This is a genomic window from Cellulomonas sp. APG4 (assembly GCF_009996735.1).
Lineage (GTDB): Bacteria > Actinomycetota > Actinomycetes > Actinomycetales > Cellulomonadaceae > Actinotalea.
The window spans coordinates 100,820-119,751 of sequence record NZ_JAACYI010000007.1 but is presented as its reverse complement, the minus strand read 5'-3'; the positions used below and the strand labels follow the sequence as shown (position 1 = coordinate 119,751).

The window sequence follows — 18,932 nt, the reverse complement described above, 5'->3', positions numbered from 1 at the left end:
GCTCTACCGCCGCAGGAGGCCGTGATCTTCGACATGGACGGTGTGGTCACCGACACCGCCACACTGCACGCCGAGGCGTGGCGACAGCTCTTCGACATGGTGCTCGCCGATCCACGCACAGCGGGGGCGGCCTCCGCAGAGCCGTTCGATACGGACGCGGACTACCGGCGCTACGTCGACGGACGCGCCCGGGAGGACGGGGTTGCCGCCTTCCTCGCCGCCCGCGGCCTCGACATTCCCCTGGGGACGCGACAAGACGCCGCGGGGGAGTGGACGGTGCACGGGCTGGGGGCGCGGAAGAACGAGATCTACCTCCATCTGATCGCCGACCGAGGCGTTGAGGCGTTCCCCGGCACGGTCGGCCTGCTCGAGCGGTTGCGGGCCGGTGGTGTGCCGGTCGCGCTGGTCACGGCGAGCCGCAACGCTGCGGCCCTGCTGACGGCCGCAGGTCTGTCCGGGGCCTTCGACGTCGTTGTGGACGGCGAGCGTGCCGGCGAGCTCGGCCTGGCGGGCAAGCCCGACCCCGCCACCTTCCTCCAGGCGGCGCACGAGCTGGGGGTATCCCCGGACCGGGTTGCGGTGGTGGAGGACGCCGTCGCCGGCGTTCAGGCTGCCAGGCGAGGGGGCTTCGGGCTCGTGGTTGGCGTAGCCCGGGCCGGGCAGCGGAGCGAACTCGAGGACGCCGGCGCTCATCTGGTCGTGGAGGATGTCGCGCAGCTCGACCTTGGTGCCCTCCGGGCCGACCCGTGGACGCTGGTGTATGAGGGTTTCGACCCCGCCCACGAGGGTCATCGTGAGGCGTTGACGACCCTTGCCAACGGCTACCTCGGCGCCCGGGGCGCGGCACCGGAGCGTGGTGCGGACGGGGTGCACTACCCCGGGACTTACCTCGCCGGTGTCTACAACCGCCTGGTCTCCACGGTCCATGGCCGCCAGGTGGAGGACGAGAGCCTGGTCAATGCGCCGAACTGGCTGGTTCTCGACCTCGCCACCGAAGGACCGTGGTGGTCCGCCGGCGGACTGACGGCCACCGACGAGCGGCGCGAGCTCGACCTGCGCCGCGGAGTGCTCACCCGCACCGCGGTGCTCACCGACGGCGCCGGCCGGCGGATGCGTCTTCGGCAGCGGCGCATCGTCTCCATGGCTCGCCGGCACGTCGCGGCGCTGGAGACCACGGTCGTGCCCGAGGGGTGGAGCGGGACTCTGCGAGTGCGCTCCGGCATCGATGCCGGCGTGGTCAACGCCAACGTCGCCGAGTACGCCGCCCTGGCCAACCGTCACCTGCGCACCACCGGTGTCCACGACGCCGGACCGGGCAGGCTGGTGGTGGAGGTCACGACACTGCAGAGCCAGATCCACATCGCGGTGGGGGCCCTGACCACCGTCGACCAAGCAGCACCGGACGCCGTCCTGGAGCACGACGGAGATCTGCACTGGCACGCCCTTGAGGTAGCGGTCACCGACGGCGCGCCGGTCACCATCGACAAGGCGGTAGCGGCCGTGTCCTCGCGTGACCCTGCCATTGCTTCGCCCCTGTCGGCCGTGTTCGGGGAGCTCGACGCGACGTCGGGCGGCTTAGAGGACCTTCTCGGCCCTCACGCTGCCGCGTGGGAGCGGTTATGGAAGCGCTTCGGTGTCGAGCTGGACGCCGACACCCAGACCGGCCTCGTGCTCAACCTGCACCTGTTCCACCTGCAGCAGACCCTCTCGGTGCACACTTCCGAGCTCGACACCGGCGTACCGGCCCGCGGCCTGCACGGCGAGGGCTACCGCGGACACGTCTTCTGGGACGAGCTGTTCGTCCTGCCAGTGCTCACCGCCTACCTGCCGCAGGTCAGTCGCGGTCTGCTGGACTACCGGTGGCGCCGGCTGGATGCCGCGCGGCGGGCTGCGGCCCGGGAAGGGCTCCCCGGGGCGATGTTCCCGTGGCAGTCCGGCAGCGACGGCCGCGAAGAGACACCGGTGATGCTGTTCAACAGTCGCTCGGGCCGCTGGATGCCGGACAACTCTCATCGGCAGCGTCACGTCGGGCTCGCCGTCGCGGTCAACGCCTGGCAGTACTACCAGGCCACGGGTGATGCTGCCTGGCTCGCGGAGCGTGGCGCTGACCTCATCATCGAGGTCGCCCGCCTCTTCACCGCCATGGCGAGCCACGACACCGTCGACGACCGCTACCACATCCGGGGGGTGATGGGCCCGGACGAGTACCACGACGGCTACCCCGACGATCCCGGGGCGGGCCTGACCGACAACGCCTACACGAACGTCCTCACCGCGTGGGTGTGCCAGCGCGCCGTCGACGTCCTTCGCGAGGTGACCGGGCACGGGTGTGACGACGTCCACGCCCGCCTTCAGATCCGGCCCGAGGAGAGGGCTGCCTGGCAGCACCTGAGTCGACGCATGAGCGTGCCGTTCCTCCGCGACGGTGTCATCGGCCAGTTCGCAGATTACGACGATCTCGCCGAGCTGGACTGGGGCCTCTACCGCCGCCGGTACGGCAACATCGGCCGCCTAGACCTGATTCTCGAGGCCGAGGGCGACACCACGAACCGGTACAAGGTCGCCAAGCAGGCCGACGTCCTCATGCTCGCCTACCTCCTTGGGCCCGACACGCTGCTGGGGATGCTGGACCGGCTTGGCTACCCCACAACCCGTCAGGCGCTGACCCGCACCGTCGACTACTACCTTGCCCGCACCGCGCACGGCTCCACGCTGAGCAGAGTGGTGCATGCCTCGGTCCTCGCCGGCCTGGATCCGACCCGCGGCTGGGACGTCTTCCGCGAAGCCCTGGCCGCCGACTTGGACGACACCCAGGGCGGAACGACCCAGGAAGGCATCCACCTCGGCGCCATGGCTGGCACGATCGACATCCTCATGCGTTCCTTCGCCGGACTACGCACCGAGGGCCCCAACGTCGTCCTGGACCCCGCCCTGCCCGCCAGGCAGCGTGGTCTTCGGTTCAGCACCCAGCACCGCGGACAGCGCCTGGAGATCGCGATCGACGACAAGAGCCTGACCGTCGCCTCCAATCCAGGCGTGAGCGACGCGCGGATCCGACTGCGGGTGGACGAGCACGTGCGCGCACTGACCCCAGGCAGCGTCCACCGCTTCCGCCGCGCGGCAGACGGGTGGCAACCCGAGGAGGAAGGCCGAGCCGGGAGGCAGGGGAGCCGCACCGGCCCGTGCGCTGAGCAGCAATGACCCACCCCGCCCCAGTCCTGTCACCACGCGACGATGCGCCGCCCACCGAGACCGGGGCGACGAGCACACAGGCCAGGCACATGTCCCCTCCGCTGTGCTGGATCGAGGCAGCGCGGGTGCATGAGCAAGGGGCGCTCAACCGAGCAGGGTCGCCGCCAGGGCGCCGGCCAGGGTCACCAGTGCCAGCGCCAAGGTGACCTGGCGGCCATGCGGGGTGGAGCGCGGGAGCCCGCGAAGGGGAAAGAGAAGCTGGCGTACGACGACGTACCCGGCAACGCCGGCGACGAAGAGAAGACCTCCCGATGACGTCGGCGTGCGCCAGGCGAGAACAGTCGTCGCTACCGCCAGGGTTGCGGCCGCAGCCGCCTCCATCAGTTGAACCGGCACGCGACGGGTGCCCACGCGACGGTCGGAGGACCACACACCCCATCGGGAGGTGGTCGGTACGCCTGCACAGCACCCGGCCAGTAGACAGCCGAGCCGGCCGACCGCCTGACCGACGAGCAGGGCGGGCACCGTGGCATCCAGGAGGTGCCCGACAGCAAGACCTTGGATCGCCCCACCAATGATGAACGTCGCGGTTGCGACGATCACGAAACCTTGAACGCTCAGGCCCGAGAGCGAGAGCCTGGTGCGCTCCTTCATGTGAGTCAGTCGGTAGTAGCCCTTGGCCCCGATTGCGCCAAGCACGCTGGCCACGAGCGCAACAACCAGAACGTTGGCCGACGCGAGGCCGTGCGCCCGAGCCAAGACGCTCTGCAGGATCAGGGCCAGCGTGACGCCGAGCACGACCATCGCGGGCCAGGCACCCAGCAGCACCCCGGGTGCCCGCATGGTCGCAACGGTCGCGAATGTCGATTCTCCAGCGGCTTCAGCGGAGGGTAGTCGCACCACGTCCGGGCGGTCGCGACCAGACTTGACCGTGGCCACGGCGTCCGCCGTCACGTGCCAGCGCCCGGCCGCTTTACCGACAACGCGGTGCGTCAGGGCCGTCCGGCCGCTGTCTGGTCGCACCTCAGCGAGCCTCGCCACAGTGGCGAAGTCGTCGGCGGGGGTCCGGGGTTCGTCGACGTCGAGCCGACGGCCGGTGAGGCGGACCGCCACCTGGTGGGGACCCGACGTCGCTGGAGGGTCGAACCAGTAGGTGATGCCCAGGGCATGCGGGCCGAGCCCGTCCACGACCGGGAAGGGTGACGCGACGAACTCCAAGGCGCTGGCGCGGCCCCCCGCACCGCCTACCCGTGCGAGCCTTGGCATGGGATGTGTCGGAGGCAGAGGTGCCGGACCAGGGGCCTGACTCGGAGTCGCCTTGGCGGAAGTGGCGCCGGAGGTCTGGCTAGCGGCGGTGCCGCTGATCCTCGGCCGGGTCACGCCCGACGGCGGCACCCGCGGCTGAGAAGCGCCCGGCGTGTGGGCTCCCAGGAGGGGGAAGCGGATCGGCAACGAAAGGGTCGAAGCCTCTGCCGGGTCACGGATCGGATCGCGCAACCCACCAGGCGTGGGTGGGCTCGCTGCTCGAGGCGCCGCTGGGGGCTTGCGCGTGCCCGAGGATCGCCGTTTAGGTGTTCGACGCGCCATGGCCGCCCTCTCGCAGGACCGTGAACCGATGCAGGTGCCCACGATTGCGCGCCAATCCCGTGCTGTTCGTTCGGGAATGGTCAAGGTTCACTGAAGATGCCGTCCCTCGAACGCACCGCGCTTGGACGGGCTACCGCGGCGACCTGTGATGGGCGCAGGACGATGGGCTCCGCGCCCCTGTGGTCCTCAGCGTGCCGCGTCCGATGTTCCTGCTGGGGTCCAGACCCCCAGGCTTCACAGTGCGGACCGCCGTTTCCATCATGGCGATCAGAAGGGGTGCAGGAGGCGTTGGACGAACTGCCGGGTGCGTTCCTCGCGTGGGTCGCGCAGCACCTGGTCGGGGTGCCCGTGTTCGACGACCGTCCCGCCGTCGATGAAGGCGACCTCGTGGGCGACTTCCCGGGCGAACTGGAGCTCGTGGGTGACGATCACCATGGTCCAGCCCTCGTCCGCGAGCTCCTTGATGAGTCCCAGGACGTCTCCGACCAGCTCAGGGTCCAGCGAGGACGTGGGCTCGTCGAAGAGCAGGAGGGTGGGGCGAAGGGCCAGGGCCCGCACGATGCCCACGCGCTGCTGCTGCCCGCCGGACAGCTCGAACGGGTAGGCGTCCTTCCTGTCGGCCAGCCCCACGCGCCGCAGCAGCTCCACGGCCTCAACGGTGACCTCGGCGCGGGGCCGCCGCTGGACGACGACCGGCCCCTCCAGCACGTTCTCCAGGACGGTCTTGTGCGGGAACAGGTTGTAGTGCTGGAACACCATCGCGGAACGGTCCCGCAAGGCCGCGATCTCAGCGCGGGAGGCGCCGCCAGAGAAGTCCACGACGAGCTCCGAGCCCACGGCGACACGCCCGGTGTCCGGGATCTCCAGACCGTTGAGGCACCGAAGTGCGGTGGTCTTGCCCGAGCCGGAGGGGCCGATGACGGCGAGCACCTGGCCGCGTCGCACCCGGAGGTCCACCGACCGCAGCACCTCGTGGTCGCCGAACCGTTTGCCGAGCCCGTCCACCACGAGGACGGGCTCGCCGGGCTCCCCGGGCGCGGGGTGGCCGCCCGGGGGCTCCAGGACGTCGTGGTCACCGGGCGACATAGCGATCCAATCGTTGCTCGAGACGGCTCTGCCCGGCGGACAGCACCAGGCAGATCACCCAGTAGAGGGCGGCAGCCTCGAGGTACAGCACCATGAACTGCCCGCTGAACGCCGCGATCTGCTGAGCCTCGCGGAATAGCTCGGTCACGAGGATCAGGGACGCCAACGACGTGTCCTTGACCAAGCTGATGAACGTGTTGGACAGCGGCGGCACCGAGACTCGCGCGGCCTGCGGCAGGACGATCCGGCGCAGGGCGACGGCGTGGGACATGCCCACCATGTGGGCCGCCTCCCACTGCCCCTTGGGCACGGAGAGGATCGCCGCCCGGATCACCTCGGCGGCGTAGCCACCCACGTTCACCGAGAACGCCACCACGGCACTGGGCCACGGGTCGATCACCACACCGATCGACGGCAGCCCGTAGAAGATCACGAACAGCTGCACGAGCAGCGGCGTCCCGCGGACGACCGACACGTACGCCCGCGCCGGCCGCGAGAGCCACCGGCGCTTCGACAGGCGCATGAGGGCGACCACCAGCGCGATCACCAGGCCGAGGGAGAAGGACACTAGGGCCAACGGGATCGTGCCGGTGATCGCCCCCCGCGCCATCGGCCAGAAGGAGCTGGTCAGGAGCTCGAGCGTCTCCGGGCTCACGTCACCTTCTCCCGCACTGGTCAGCGGGAGACGTCGGCACCGAAGTACTTCTCGGAGATCGCCGCAAGGGTGCCGTCGTCCGCCAGCGTGGCGAGCGCCTCGTCGATCGCACGCGCGAGCTCCTCATGCCCCTGGGCGAGGGCGAACGCGCTGAAGGACTGGTCCGTGGTCTCCGCCGCGACCTTCAGTCCTGAGGCGTCGTTGTTCTGCGCGTAGTCGAGGAACGTCAGCTCGTCGTTGATCGTGGCGTCGACCCGGCGCTGCTCCACCAGAGCCACGGCCGGGGCCCAGCCCTCCACCGCCTCGATCTGCGCCCCGTTCTCCTTCGCCAGCGCGTGCCAGTTGCTCGTCAGCGACTGCGCGGTGGTCTTGCCGTCGAGGTCCTCGAACGAGCTGATCGAGTCGTCGTCCGCGCGAACCACGACCACGCCGTTCGAGACCGTGTACGGCTCGGTGAACGTGTACGACTCCTCGCGATCCGGGGTGATCGACACCTGGTTAGCGATGACGTCGAACCGACCCGCCTCCAAGCCGGCGAAGATGGCGTCCCACTGGGTCTCCTGGAACTCCACCTCGACGCCGAGCTCGTCGGCTACCGCCTGGATGACCTCCACGTCGTAGCCGACCAGGTCACCGGACCCGTCCTCGTGGAAGGAGAACGGCCGGTAGGTGCCCTCCGTGCCGACCACCAGGACGCCAGCCTCCTGGACGTCGACCCACGACGTGTCGCCCTGCGAACCCGCGGTGGTGTCGGGGGCGGCGTCGTCGTCAGCGGCCGAGCAGCCGGCGGTGGCCAGAGCCGCGGCGGTCACGACCGCGCTCAGGGACAGAACTCGAGAAAACCTGGTCATGGTGGTCCTTCGGGAGACGGCAAGCGTCGAGTGACGCTCCAACGGGTGGGCAACACGAGTGAGCGCGCAGGGAATTCCCGCATGCCGAGGCATCGGCCAATCGGGGGCTCGCGCGGTGGCAGACCGGTTCAGGTCCGGTCGGAGACGTCGGGCTCAGTGGGCGCGGGGTCCCGGACAACACGACGTGCGCACATGGCCGGCACGACACGACACACGAGACACGAAGGGGCCCATGGGCGTAGTCCACCACAGCCCAGCGCGTGGCCGCACGCAAATGGGTGATGCAGCTAGGAAAGCCGGAGGTTCCCCGCGCGGGAGAAGACCTGCCGACGCGACGCGTCGGGGAGGAGGCGCGCAACTCCCACACGGCCGAGGCCTGGGTGACGGTGACGTCGTCCAGGCTGCACCATCATGGGGTCCGCCTTGACTGCCAAAGTGACAGCCTAACTAGGCTAAGACGGGGTGGGCAATCTCGGACGCGGCTGGACGCGAAAGGACACCTGACCTGCACAAACGGCGCTGCGAATACGGTCGGCCAACCGCGCGGGGGAGCCTGGGGGTCAAGGGGTCGCAGGTTCAAATCCTGTCATCCCGACAGTGAAACAGCAGGTCGGAAGGCCCGCACCGCTTCGGCGGTGCGGGCCTCTCGCTGTCTGGTGGGCAGACCCCCGCGCCCATGGCCGACGGATACAGCGGCAGTCATGACCTCCGCCCGCCGCTACCATCATGGCAACCTGCGTCAGGCGGTCCTGGACGAGGCCGCGACGGTGGTCCGGGACAGGGGAGCCGCCGAGCTCTCGCTCCGCGAGATCGCGGCGACCGTCGGTGTCACCCACGCCGCGCCGCGGCGGCACTTCCCCGGCAGGCAGGATCTGCTGGACGCCGTGGCCGTCGAGGGCTTCGCCCGGCTCGGGACCCGGCTGCGGGATGCCCTCGACACGTCGTCCGACTATCGCGCACAGCTCCGGTCGGTCGCAGAGGCCCATCTGGACTTCATGATCTCCGAGGCGAACCTGGTCGAGCTGATGTTCGCTCACAAGCACGGGCCGGCCGGAGCCGCCGTGGGGAAGGCAGCCGCATCCGCGTTCGCGCCCATCCTCGTGATGTTCCGTCGCGGCCAGGCCGACGGCGTGGTCGCCGTGCGCGATCCCGAGCGGCTCGGCCTGGTCTTCCTCGCCACGCTCCAGGGCCTCGCCGGTCTCGTCGGCTGCGGCGTCATCCGCCCCGGACAGCTCGACGACCTGATCCCCGACGCCCTGGCGCCCTTCTCGGGCGGACGCTGACCCCGCCGCCTACGGCTGCGGCGGTACGCAGGAGGTGCCGCACAGAGGCGATGTGGGCGTGCGCGCCGGTCGCGAGGATCGGCTCATGACGATCAGCGCGCACCTTCGACGGGAGACGCCCGTCCATGGCCCGAACGGGCGGACCAGCCCCGTGGCGCAGCCTGGCCATCCGCACGTTCAGCGCACGCAGCGCTCCGACGACCGTCTCGAACGGCTCACCGAGCGCGAGCGCGAGGTGCTGGCGCTCATGGCGCAGGGGCGGTCCAACGGCGCGATCGCGCGACTCGTGTACCTGTCGTACGGGGCGGTCGAGAAGAACGTCGCGTCGATCTTCTCGAAGCTGGAGCTGACACCCGACACCGCGGACCACAGGCGCGTGCTCGCCGTCCTCCGGTACTTGGGGCGCGACACCGGAAGGTGACGGTGCTCAGCGCCGGGCACCCGCCACGCGCCGCAGCACGTCGGCGAGGATCGCGGCGGACGCGTCCCAGGCGAACCTGTCGGCGCGCGCACGTGCGGCCGTGGATCGGCGCTCCCACTCCCCGCCGTCTGCCAGAGCGCGGACGGCCTCGGCGAAACCCTCGGCGTCACCCGGGTCCACGTACGCCGCAGCATCACCGCCGATCTCCCGGAACACCGGGATGTCGCTGACCACGACGGGCGTGCCGAGGGCCATCGCCTCGACGAGCGGGATGCCGAACCCCTCGTCGCGCGACGCCGAGACCAGGGCTGTCGCACCCCGCAGCACCTGCCAGTACTCCTCGTCGGTCGCGCCGTCGTGGAAGACGAGCCGTTCGGCTCCGGCCAGGTCCGAGAGACGCGTGCGGTCGGACGGTGTGACCCGGCTCATCAGGTGGAGCACGTGCCCGGGCAGCATCGCCACGGCCCGGGCGAGGGTCTCCACGTTCTTGTACGGCATGAACGAGCCCATGTAGACGAGGACGCCGGGCCGTCGCTCGTGGCGCGACGGCGTCCCCGTCGGTAGCCCCGGGTCGGCAGCGTTCGTCACGACGGTCACCGGGCGGCGCGTGAGCCGGTGCCGCGCCATGAGGTGCTGGGTGGTGCGCGACACGGTGACGACGTGGTCCGCTCGGTTCAGCAGGGCCCGCTGGGGCCACCACGCGAGGTGGAAGGCGCGCCACAGCACCCGGACCGCGGCCGGCAGGCCCCCGGGTGGGGTCCGGTGGCGGTAGTAGATGAGGTCGTGCAGCGTGAGCACGAGCCCGTAGTCCCGGCCCCAGCTGCCCATCGTCTGCATCGGGCTGAAGACGACATCCGGGTGGAGGCGACGAACCTGCCGTGCCACGAAGGGCTCGCGCCAGCTCGTCGGGGCGCTGATCAGGTGCCACGGTAGGTCCGGGAGATGGTCGAGCTGCCGCTCGTCGCTGACGAGCAGCTCCACCGGTAGCAGCCATGCGAGCTCGGTGACGAGCCCGACGGTGAAGCGGCTGATGCCGTCGTGCCGGCCCACCCGCACGTAGCGACAGTCCACGAGCGCCCTCACCCGGACACTCCTTCCACGAAGTCGACGAGCGCCCGCGCCACCTCGTCGGGCGCCTCGTAGTGGGTCAGGTGGCCCACGCGCGGCAGCATCACGAGCCGCGCGTCCGGGAACAGGCGCACCAGCGCATGCTGGTCCGCCGGCGGCGCCACGCCGTCACGGTCGCCGGCGACGAGCAGGGTCGGTGTCGTCACGTGCGGCGCGAACGAAGCGACCTCGCCCGACACCGACGCGTCGAACGCATCCAGCAGCGTGCGGCGGTCGGCGAACGAGGAGAAGTGGCGATCGTGCTCGTCGTGGATCCACCGGCGCAGCCCGGGGTCCGGAGTGGTGACCATGAGGATGCTCGCCCCACGGGTCAGGACCGGGTGGCGCAGCACCCAGGTGCCGGCACGCTCCGGCAGCCTCCCGGCGAGGCGGTGGAGCAGAACCGTCCCGCGCACGGTCAGCCGGTGCCGTCCCCGCAGTGCGGACCTCGCGATCGGGTTCACCAGCACGAGGCCACGCACCGGGGGTCGCTCCTGACCGGCCAGCGCGGCAGCGGCCACGATCGACCCGAACGAGTGACCGGCGAGGACCGGACGGTGCTCGGTGGCGACCGCAGCGAGCAGGTCCCTCGCCCAGCGTGCGTACCCCGCGACGTCGTGCCGACCGGTGGTCAACGGCTGGGAGCGGCCGAACCCGGGGAGGTCGGGGACCACGACGCGCAGCGCGGGGAGGTGGGCGATGATCGGCTCGAGCCCGTGGTGGTCCCCGCGGTAGCCGTGCAGGAACACCACGCAGGGTGCGTCGTCGCGGCCGTACACCCACAGACGGGTGAGCGCGCCGCGGAGCACGATCTCCTCCTGCCGGGCCTGGAGGCCGGCGAGGAGCGGCGTGGAGGGGGAGGGCCACCCGGATCGACGAGGCATCGGCCTGAGCCTAGGTACCGGGACTCGGTCCACGGGCGCTTCGGATCATCCCGAGCCGGAACTCGGGGGACAGCCCCCCAGAGGGTCCCGCCTCTACTGCCGCGGTGGTAGCCGCCGGTCGCCGCGTCAGGGTGATGTGGGCGACGACGCCCGCTCAGGATGCTCACCGCGTGACCATCACGACAGCACGGCCGGCGACCGCCGCTGACCGCCAGGACGTCGGCACCCCCGCCGACGTCTGGCGGCCCCGCCCGCGTCGCCCGGAGAGCTGAGTGGGCGACCACGGTGCCGCCGTCCTGCTCGCTCTGCTGGGTGCCGCCTGCTTCGCGGTGGCCTCCACGCTCCAGCACCACGAGGTGCGCACGGGACGCAAGGGCTCGCGTGCCCGGCCCGGCCCGGACGACGGCGGCGCACACGACGAGCGCCTGGCGGCACGCCGCCTGCTAACGATCATGCGGCGTCCGCGGTGGCTCGCGGGTCTGGGCCTCGCGGGCGTCGGTGCCGCCGTCCACGCCCTCGCGCTGCTCCTGGCACCCCTGCGGGTGGTGCAACCGATCGGGGTCCTCGCGGTCCCGCTGACCGTGGTGATCGCGACGGCCCGGACCCGCCGACGTCCTCCGGGCGGTGTGGTCGTGGGCACGGCGGTGGCCGTCGCCGGGGTCGCCACCTTCGTCGCGGCGTCCGCAGGCACTGCGACGAGTCGCACGCCCACCGCCGGCGCCACGGTGGGCGCCGGCGTCGCTGTCCTCGTGCTCGTCGTCGCTCTCCGCACCGTGGCCGGCTCCGTCAGGTCCGGCACGGCGCGGTGCCTGGCGACGGCCACCGCAGGCGCGTCGGCGTTCGGGCTCGTCTCCGTCTTCGTCCGCGTGCTGTCGGAGGTGGTCACCTCCGACGGCGTCACGACGGGTGCGGCCCGGGTGCTCGGCACGGCCGGTGGCCTCGTGGTGGCGCTCGTCGTCGGGGGCTGGCTCGTCCAGCAGGCCTACCACGCGGGGTCGCCCGAGCTCGTGATCGCGTGCCTCACCGTCGTCGACCCGATCGTCGCGGTGCTCCTCGGCGCACTCGTCCTCGGCGAGGGCGCGGGCACCTCCCCGGCGACCTGGGCGCTGCTCGCCGTCGCGGCGGTGGCGGCCACGGCCGGGGTCCTCGTCCTCGCCCGTCACCACCCCGACGCCGTCCGCGCCCGCGCCGCCGCGAGGCCCGCTTCCCGCTCACACCACCCCTGGGAGTCACCATGGCTGCACTCCGGCTGCTCATCGGCGCCGAGACCTACCCGCCGGACGTGAACGGCGCGGCACGCTTCGCCGGACGCCTGGCCACCGGGCTGGCGGCACGGGGCCACGAGGTCCACGTCGTCGCGCCCTCTCCGACAGGCCCGCCCGGCGCGACCGTCGTGGACGGGCACACAGTCCACCACGTCAGCTCGAAGAGGTACGGGCCGCTCGACGCGATGCGGATCTGCATGCCGTGGGACGCCGCACGGGAGGCGGCGCGCATCATGCGGGACGTCGACCCCGACGTGGTGCACACCAACGGGCACCTCTCCGTCGGACGCGCGGTCGTGCACGCCGCACGGCGCTCGGGCCGCCGACTCGTCGCGACGAACCACCTGATGCCGGAGAACGTCGTCGGCTACCTGTCGCTGCCGGCCTTCGTCCGGGACGCCGTGGGCATGTGGATGTGGCGCGACCTGGGCCGCGTCTACTCCCACGCCCAGGTCGTCACGGCGCCGACGCCCCGGGCCGTGGAGCTCCTGACGACGCGGTCCGGGATCACGGCGGCGGTCGCGGTGTCGAACGGGATCGACACGGAGCAGTTCCAGCCCCGAGCGAGAGCGGCCGCCGTCGCGCCGACCATCCTGTTCGTGGGGCGCCTCGATCCGGAGAAGCGGGTCGACGACCTCCTGCGTGCTGTCGCGTCGATGCCTCACGACGTCCGCTGTCGCGTCGAGATCGTCGGAGAAGGGCCCAGACGCGCCGAGTGGACCGCCCTGGCGACGAGGCTCGGCATCGCCGACCGGGTGCGCTTCGCCGGCCGCGTCACCGACGACGAGCTCCTCGAGTGCTACGCACGCGCCGACGTCTTCTGCATGCCCAGCGTGGCCGAGCTGCAGAGCCTGGTGACGCTCGAGGCGATGGCCGCGGGCCTGCCGGTCGTGGCGGCAGACGCCATGGCCCTGCCGCACCTCGTCCGGCCCGGGATCAACGGCCGGCTCTACCAGCCGGATGACACGGAAGGGCTCGCCCGTCACCTGGCCGAGCTGATCGGCGACCGCGGGCTACGCGAACGGAGCGGGGCCGCGAGTCGCACGCTCGTCGCCGAGCACGCCATCGAGGCGACGCTCGACGCGTACGAGGCCGTGTACGCGCGGGTGCTCGACCGACAGCCCGTCGTCGCGGACGGCTCCACGCCCTCGCAGATGCCGCCCGTGCAGGTGCCGGGGCGACGAACGGCCCCGGACCGGTCCGTAGGGTGAGCACCATGGACAAGGGCCGAGCGGCCATGGGTTGGATCCGTCGTCATCCTGCGACCTCGGACCTCGTCCTCGGTGCCGGGCTCACCCTGCTCTTCGTGATCGGTGCGATGGCCGCGCCGGGCTGGCTGGATGAGGGCGCGCCGGTCGATCTCACCCTCACCCCACCCGGGGTCGCGCTCACGGTGCTGACCGGCGCCGCTCTCACGCAGCGACGTCGTCGTCCGGCCGCGACCCTCGTCGTGGCCACGGCAGCGACGGCTGCGTCGGTGGCTGCCGGGTGGCAGGTCCACCTCGCGCCGCTCGCGCTCGCACTGACGATGTACGGGTACACCGTGCGGAGCAATCGCGCCCGCGCCCTCGTCGCGGCGGGTGCCGCCGCGATCACGGTCGGGATCGGCGGGGTCGTCGCCGGTGTGCGGCGCGACGACTGGGACCGGCTGGACACGATCATCCTGCTGGTCGGGACCTCCACCGCGATCGCGCTCGCCGTCCAGGCCCGACGGGCGACGATCGCCGCGCTCGAGGACCGCGCTCGTCGCGCCGAGGAGTCGCGCGAGGCGACCGCGCGACGCCGCGTCGCCGAGGAGAGGGTGACGATCGCGCGCGAGCTGCACGACGTGATCGCCCACCATGTGGCCGTCATGAGCGTCCACTCGGGCGTCGCCGAGCACCTGCTGGAGCGGGACCCGGCGGCGGCCCGCGCGGCGATCGGCCATGTCCGGGATGCGGGCCGCGCGGTGCTGAGCGAGCTCCAGTCGGTCCTCGGTGTCCTGCGGCAGGACGAGACGGCGCTGCCCACCGCGCCCGCGCCCGGCCTCGCGGCGCTCGAGGGACTCCTCGCCTCCTTCCGGGCGACGGGTGCACCCCTTGAGACCCGGATCCCGACGCCCCTGCCCGTTCTGCCCCCGGCGGTCGACGCCGCCGCACTGCGGCTCGTGCAGGAGGCCCTCACCAACGTGCAGAAGCACGCGGCGGCCGCCTCGACGACGGTCCGCCTCGAGGTGGACGGCGGCTCCGTCCTCGTCGTCGTGACCAACGCCCGCCCGCCCGACCGCTCACCCACCCCCGATCCAGGCGGGCCGGACGTGCCGGACACCCGTCCGGGTTCGGGCCTGGGCCTCGTCGGCATGCGGGAGCGGGTCGTGGCGGCCGGTGGCTCGCTCGAGACCGGACCGACCCCTCACGGCGGCTTCATGGTCGCCGCCCGACTGCCCCTGACCCAGGAGGACCGATGACGGTGCGAGTCGTGATCGCCGATGACCAGGCGCTCATCCGTGGAGGCTTCCGCGTGCTCGTCGACGGCGCCGACGACCTGGAGGTCGTCGGCGAGGCGTCCGACGGCGAGCAGGCCGTCGCGCTCGCCCGGAGCGAGCGGGCCGACGTCGTCCTCATGGACATCCGGATGCCCGGTCTCGACGGGCTCGAGGCCACCCGACGCATCAGCGCCGACGAGGACCTCGCCGGGGTCAAGGTGCTCATCCTGACGACCTTCGAGCTCGACGAGTACGTGTACCTCGCCCTGCGCGCCGGCGCGAGCGGGTTCCTCGGCAAGAGCGTGGACCCCGACGAGCTCCTCGCCGCCATCAGGCTCGTGGCTGCGGGTGAGGCGCTGCTCTCCCCGGCCGCGACCCGCTCGCTGATCATGAGCTTCCTGGCGCAGCCGAGCCGGGTCGCGGCAGCCGGCTCCACCGTGCAGCTCCACCAGCTCACCGAACGGGAACGCGAGATCGTGTCCCTCGTCGCGGCCGGCCTGACCAACGACGAGATCGCAGCGAGGCTCTTCATCTCGCCGATGACCGTCAAGACCCACGTCAACCGGTCGATGACCAAGCTCGACCTGCGCGACAGGGCGCAGCTCGTCGTCGCCGCCTACCAGTCCGGGCTGGTGCAGGTCGGTCCGCTGCCTCCGGGCGGCGTACCGCCTCCGGTGTAGCCGCGAGGCAACGCACCAGGGCGACGCGGGGCACCGGGCCCGCTCGACATGCTCGAGCGGTGACGACCCACCAGGACCGTCGGTGGCCACCGTCACGGTCGAGGACGTCAACCACTCCCTGGAGGTCTCGTGTCGCCCTACCCAGATCACGCCGTCGTCGACCGGCTGCCGGGGAGCGCGCCCCCGTCCCGCCCCGACGACGCCGCCGCGATGCTCGTGGGGGCAGTCAAGCGGTACGGCTCCGGCGGTGCGTCCGTCGTCGCGCTCGACGACGTCACGATCGCGTTCCCGGCGGGCAGGTTCACGGCGGTGATGGGTCCGTCCGGCTCCGGGAAGTCGACGATGATGCACTGCGCCGCCGGGCTGGATCGCCTGAGCTCGGGCCGCGCCTTCGTCGGCGGTACGGATCTGTCGACGCTCGACGACCGCGAGCTGACCTTGCTGCGCCGCGAGCGGATCGGGTTCGTCTTCCAGGCGTTCAACCTCGTGGCGACGCTCACGGCGGAGGAGAACATCTGCCTGCCGTTGACGTTGTCGGGCCGACGCCCGGACCGTGCCGTGCTCGAGCAGGTCGTCTCGATGCTGGGCCTCGGTGATCGCCTGCACCACCGACCCGCGGAGCTCTCGGGCGGCCAGCAGCAGCGCGTGGCCGTCGCCCGGGCGCTGGTCGCCCGGCCGCAGGTGGTGTTCGCCGACGAGCCGACCGGCAACCTCGACACCCGTTCCGGGCACGAGATCCTCGGGTACCTGCGATCGGCGGTCGACCTGCACCACCAGTCGATCGTCATGGTCACGCACGATCCGAACGCCGCTGCCTGGGCTGACCACGTCGTGTTCGTCGTCGACGGCCGGGTGCACGACGTGATGGATCGCCCGTCGGCCGACGCGGTGCTCGACGTGGTGAAGGGTCTGGGGCGATGAACGGCATGGCGCGGAGCGCAGCCCGCAGCGTGCTCACGAGCCCGAGCCGACTCGTGCTGACCGGCACCGCGATCACGCTCTCCGTCGCGTTCCTCGTCGCGACACTCGTGCTGACGGACTCGATGCGCGGCCGAGCCGCGCGCGACATCGCCGAGGCGTTCGCCGGGACGGACGCGGTGGTGCAGGGCGTCGAGCTGGGCGAGCCCGGCGGAGGGCCGGGGGACCCGGTCAGGTCGGTGCAGCAGGCCCTCGACACCGGCATCACCGAACGCGTCGCCGCGGTCGACGGCGTCTTGGGGGCCGCCGCGCAGTGGGTCGGCTTCGCGAAGCTGGTCGTCGACGGGTCGTCGGTCGGGGCCGGCACGGCGAGCGACGTCGGGCGCACGTGGGTCTCGGACCCGGGGCTCAGCCCGTTCCGCCTCGCGAGCGGACGAGCGCCGAGCGAGGTCGGCGAGATCGTGGTCGACCGCTCGCTCGCGACGGCTGCAGACGTGGCTCCGGGCGACGTCGTGCAGGTGCTGACGGCGACAGGGATGCACGACGCGACCATCACCGGCGTCGCGACCTTCGCGTCGGCGGACGCGGCTCCGCTGCAGCGCACCGTCCTGCTGCCCGACGCGGCGGCAGCCCCCTGGCTCGACACGGTGGCACCGACCGAGGTGCTCGTCGACGTCGCGGAGGGCGCCGACCGGGCCGAGGTGCTGGGCCGGGTGGCGGCGCTGTCCGACGGTGACGTGGTCGACGGCGCCGCCTACGTCCGGACGGCGCAAGGCGCCGCGACCTCTCCGCTGGAGTTCCTGAACGTCTTCCTCCTCGCCTTCGCCGTGGTCGCGGTGGTGATCGGGGTGACCATCATCTTCAACACGTTCGGGCTGATCGTCGCCCGTCGTCGGCGGGAGTCAGGACTGCTGCGTGCGATCGGCGCCGAGCGGCGGCAGGTGGTCGGAGGGGTCGTGGTCGAGGCCGCGCTCGTGGGGACGCTCGCGACCCTGGTCGGCCTCGTGTGCGGGGTCGCGGGGGTGGGGGCGCTGCGCTGGGTCGTCGGGCTCACCGGGATCAGTCTGCTCACCGGGCCGACGATCGTGACCCCCGCCTCGATCGGGATCGCCGCGACCGTCGGGATCGGGGCGACGATCCTCGCCGCATGGATCCCGGCGCGCCGCGCGGGGGCGACGCCGCCGATCGAGGCGCTGCGCGAGAGCGCGGCGGAACCCCGGCGCGTGCCTCCCGCGCGGACGGCGAGCGGGTTCGTCCTCGCCGTGCTGGCGATCGCCGGAGGAGCGGTCGCTGTGGTGGGCTCCACCCCCGCGTGGCTCGTGCTCGTGATCGGCATCGTCCCGGCGATCGTGCTGTGCGGCCCGGCGATCGTGACCGCCACGGCACGCTGGAGCTCTCCGCTGGCCCGCCGCGCCGCGGGTGTGGGTGGTGTGATCGCAGCCGGCAACCTGGGGACGAGCCCGCGCCGGTCGGCGTCGACCGGGCTCGCGCTCACGCTCGGGACCGCGATCGTCACGCTGTTCGCGATCTTCGCGAGCTCACTGGCCAGCGGGGTAGGGACGGACGTCCGTGACGGGCTCCAGGCGGACATGGTGGTCACCTCGGCGACACCCGACGTGTCGACGATCGACCCCACCCTGGCCGACCGGATCGAGGCGCTGCCCGACGTCGGCGCCGTCGCGGCCGTGACGAAGGCCGAGGGCGTCGTGGCGGGGGCGGCCGAGGCGATCGGCGGCATCGACCCCGCGGCGCTGCCCACGATGTTCGACCTCGACCCGATCGCCGGGGACCTCGCCGACCTCACCGGAGGAGGCGTGGCGGTGGTCGGCGACGACCCGGCGCGGCTCGGCGACGTCGTGTCGATCGAGTTCGAGCGCTCGACGCTGGAGGCGCCGGTCGTCGCCGTGGTCGCCAGGAGCACCGGCGGTTTCGAGGCACCCGTGCACTTCGTCGACCGAGCCACGCTCGACGCCGCCGCAGGGAGTCAGCTCGACGCGCTGGTGCTCGTGGACCTCGCCGACGGCGCCGGCCGCGACGCCGAGGACGACGTCAGGGCGCTGGTCCGGGACGTGCCCGGCTCGTTCCTCGAGACCCGGGCAGAGCACGTCGCCAACAGCGGGAGCTCCGTCGCGGCGTTCGGCAACTTCATCGACGGCATGCTCATCCTCGCGAGCCTCATCGCGCTCCTCGGGGTCGCCAACACCACGGCGCTCGCGATCAACGAACGGAGGGGGGAGATCGGGCTGCTGCGGGCCGTCGGCACGACCCGCCCCGAGCTGCGTCGCATCGTGCGCCTCGAGACGGGCCTGCTCTCGTTCGTTGCAGCGGTGATCGGCGTCGCCGTCGCGGCCGGCTTCGGCTGGGCTCTGATCGATGTCACCGGGGGCTCGGAGATCCCCTCCGTGATCATGCCGTGGTCCCGCATCGCGCTGACCCTCGTCGTCGCCGTCGCCGCCGGGGTCGCCGCCGCTGCGTGGCCCGCGTTCCGGGTCTCCCGGGTGCCCGTGCTCGAGCTCGTGAGCCGGGACCGCTGACGTGG

General features: G+C 72.1%; 14 protein-coding genes and 1 pseudogene. 9 read left to right on the top strand and 6 right to left on the bottom strand.

Annotation, left to right across the window (positions count from 1 at the left end; genetic code table 11):
• The first annotated feature begins 21 nt into the window (after nt 1–21).
• Nucleotides 22–3,201, top strand: a complete 3,180-nt coding sequence (locus tag GXB85_RS07620; RefSeq protein ID WP_370524084.1) for a beta-phosphoglucomutase family hydrolase — start codon at nt 22–24, stop codon at nt 3,199–3,201.
• 135 nt (nt 3,202–3,336) lie between these two features.
• On the opposite strand, the gene GXB85_RS18805 is transcribed toward GXB85_RS07620, so the two are convergent.
• The 4 genes from GXB85_RS18805 to GXB85_RS07600 form a co-directional block, all read right to left on the bottom strand.
• Complete coding sequence (locus GXB85_RS18805; RefSeq protein WP_161917039.1) at nt 3,337–4,380, bottom strand: prolipoprotein diacylglyceryl transferase family protein; 1,044 nt, start codon at nt 4,378–4,380, stop codon at nt 3,337–3,339.
• A 666-nt stretch (nt 4,381–5,046) separates the two neighbouring features.
• Nucleotides 5,047–5,865: an amino acid ABC transporter ATP-binding protein gene (locus GXB85_RS07610; protein WP_161917038.1), complete on the bottom strand. Its 819-nt coding sequence runs from the start codon at nt 5,863–5,865 to the stop codon at nt 5,047–5,049.
• Entirely contained in the window at nt 5,852–6,475 is a 624-nt protein-coding gene (locus GXB85_RS07605; RefSeq protein WP_161917069.1) for an amino acid ABC transporter permease, read from the bottom strand. The genes GXB85_RS07610 and GXB85_RS07605 overlap by 14 nt, the downstream gene beginning before the upstream one ends.
• Before the next feature lie 65 nt (nt 6,476–6,540).
• The gene (locus GXB85_RS07600; RefSeq protein WP_161917037.1) at nt 6,541–7,371 is read right to left on the bottom strand and encodes an amino acid ABC transporter substrate-binding protein; all 831 of its coding nucleotides are present in this window, start codon (nt 7,369–7,371) and stop codon (nt 6,541–6,543) included.
• Between the two features lie 701 nt (nt 7,372–8,072).
• Between GXB85_RS07600 and GXB85_RS07595 the strand changes: the two genes are divergently transcribed.
• On the top strand, nt 8,073–8,654 hold the full coding sequence (locus GXB85_RS07595) for a TetR/AcrR family transcriptional regulator (protein ID WP_161917036.1): 582 nt from the start codon (nt 8,073–8,075) through the stop codon (nt 8,652–8,654).
• Between the two features lie 190 nt (nt 8,655–8,844).
• Nucleotides 8,845–9,075 (top strand): annotated as a pseudogene (locus tag GXB85_RS18125) (response regulator transcription factor); the annotation flags it as partial.
• A 6-nt stretch (nt 9,076–9,081) separates the two neighbouring features.
• Here GXB85_RS18125 and GXB85_RS07585 read toward each other — a convergent pair.
• Both GXB85_RS07585 and GXB85_RS07580 read right to left on the bottom strand, forming a co-directional pair.
• Entirely contained in the window at nt 9,082–10,158 is a 1,077-nt protein-coding gene (locus GXB85_RS07585) for a glycosyltransferase family 1 protein (RefSeq protein WP_161917034.1), read from the bottom strand.
• A complete protein-coding gene (locus GXB85_RS07580) occupies nt 10,155–11,066 on the bottom strand; it encodes an alpha/beta fold hydrolase (protein WP_161917033.1) in 912 nt (303 codons plus the stop codon). The genes GXB85_RS07585 and GXB85_RS07580 overlap by 4 nt, the downstream gene beginning before the upstream one ends.
• Nucleotides 11,067–11,338: 272 nt before the next feature.
• On the opposite strand from GXB85_RS07580, the gene GXB85_RS07575 reads away from it, so the two are divergent.
• The 6 genes from GXB85_RS07575 to GXB85_RS07550 all read left to right on the top strand — a co-directional run bounded on the left by GXB85_RS07575 (nt 11,339) and on the right by GXB85_RS07550 (nt 18,927).
• Nucleotides 11,339–12,352 (top strand): hypothetical protein, encoded by a 1,014-nt coding sequence (locus GXB85_RS07575; RefSeq protein WP_161917032.1) that lies wholly within the window; start codon nt 11,339–11,341, stop codon nt 12,350–12,352.
• A complete protein-coding gene (locus GXB85_RS07570) occupies nt 12,301–13,542 on the top strand; it encodes a glycosyltransferase (RefSeq protein ID WP_161917031.1) in 1,242 nt (413 codons plus the stop codon). The genes GXB85_RS07575 and GXB85_RS07570 overlap by 52 nt, the downstream gene beginning before the upstream one ends.
• Before the next feature lie 5 nt (nt 13,543–13,547).
• Nucleotides 13,548–14,777 (top strand): sensor histidine kinase, encoded by a 1,230-nt coding sequence (locus GXB85_RS07565; protein ID WP_161917030.1) that lies wholly within the window; start codon nt 13,548–13,550, stop codon nt 14,775–14,777.
• A complete protein-coding gene (locus GXB85_RS07560) occupies nt 14,774–15,475 on the top strand; it encodes a response regulator transcription factor (protein ID WP_161917029.1) in 702 nt (233 codons plus the stop codon). Before GXB85_RS07565 ends, GXB85_RS07560 begins: the two co-directional genes overlap by 4 nt.
• A gap of 129 nt (nt 15,476–15,604) precedes the next feature.
• Nucleotides 15,605–16,396, top strand: a complete 792-nt coding sequence (locus GXB85_RS07555; protein ID WP_370524080.1) for an ABC transporter ATP-binding protein — start codon at nt 15,605–15,607, stop codon at nt 16,394–16,396.
• 5 nt (nt 16,397–16,401) lie between these two features.
• Nucleotides 16,402–18,927 carry an FtsX-like permease family protein gene (locus tag GXB85_RS07550; protein ID WP_161917028.1) on the top strand — a complete coding sequence of 842 codons (2,526 nt, stop codon included), beginning with the start codon at nt 16,402–16,404 and terminating at the stop codon, nt 18,925–18,927.
• The last annotated feature ends 5 nt before the right edge of the window (nt 18,928–18,932 follow it).